The following is a 553-nucleotide window of genomic DNA, read 5'->3' as shown; positions in this document are numbered from 1 at the left end:
GCTTTCCACCTTGTTTACCTTTCCCAGAGATAACTGCATCAACAAGCCCCCATTTTTTTCGGTTATTTTTCCCTACATGCGTAGGGAACCAAACATCGTGACTATGTGTTCCTAAGATATTCTGCGGCTTGACACCCAATATAAATCCGATTTCAAACCATAATCCTGTATCATATTCAGCAGTCTCCCAAGCTTTAAGTTTACTATCATCTTGTCGCTCACGTCGACGTTTGATTTTATTTAGATCAACCAGCGTAGCTGAAAGAACATCCCACCTATTAAATACTGAGGTAGCGCTTCTTCTAAATAACTCAGATGTTTTTTTATACTCAGGATTTAACGTATGAACTAACACTTGACCTTTGGGGAGGTTCCCCCACTTCTTCAAATGCTTATGCAGTTCCACCTCATTTTTAAGATCACCTAACATAACGTACCCCACAGTTTTCAGTAATTACAAGACTGGTATTTATATAACGTTCACCTTTCATAATAATCTTTTTTTTATTTTCTCCAAAAATAATAAACAACAGCCACGAGTGTATTAATACAC

1 pseudogene is annotated in these 553 nt (G+C 37.3%); it reads right to left on the bottom strand.

The window, feature by feature from the left end:
- Window positions 1–430: pseudogene (locus tag MES37_RS24565) on the bottom strand (hypothetical protein); the annotation flags it as partial.
- Window positions 431–553 lie beyond the last annotated feature (123 nt).

It is taken from the genome of Buttiauxella sp. S19-1 (assembly GCF_022134725.1).
Taxonomy (GTDB): domain Bacteria; phylum Pseudomonadota; class Gammaproteobacteria; order Enterobacterales; family Enterobacteriaceae; genus Buttiauxella; species Buttiauxella ferragutiae.
This window is presented reverse-complemented; position numbering and strand designations above follow the sequence as displayed.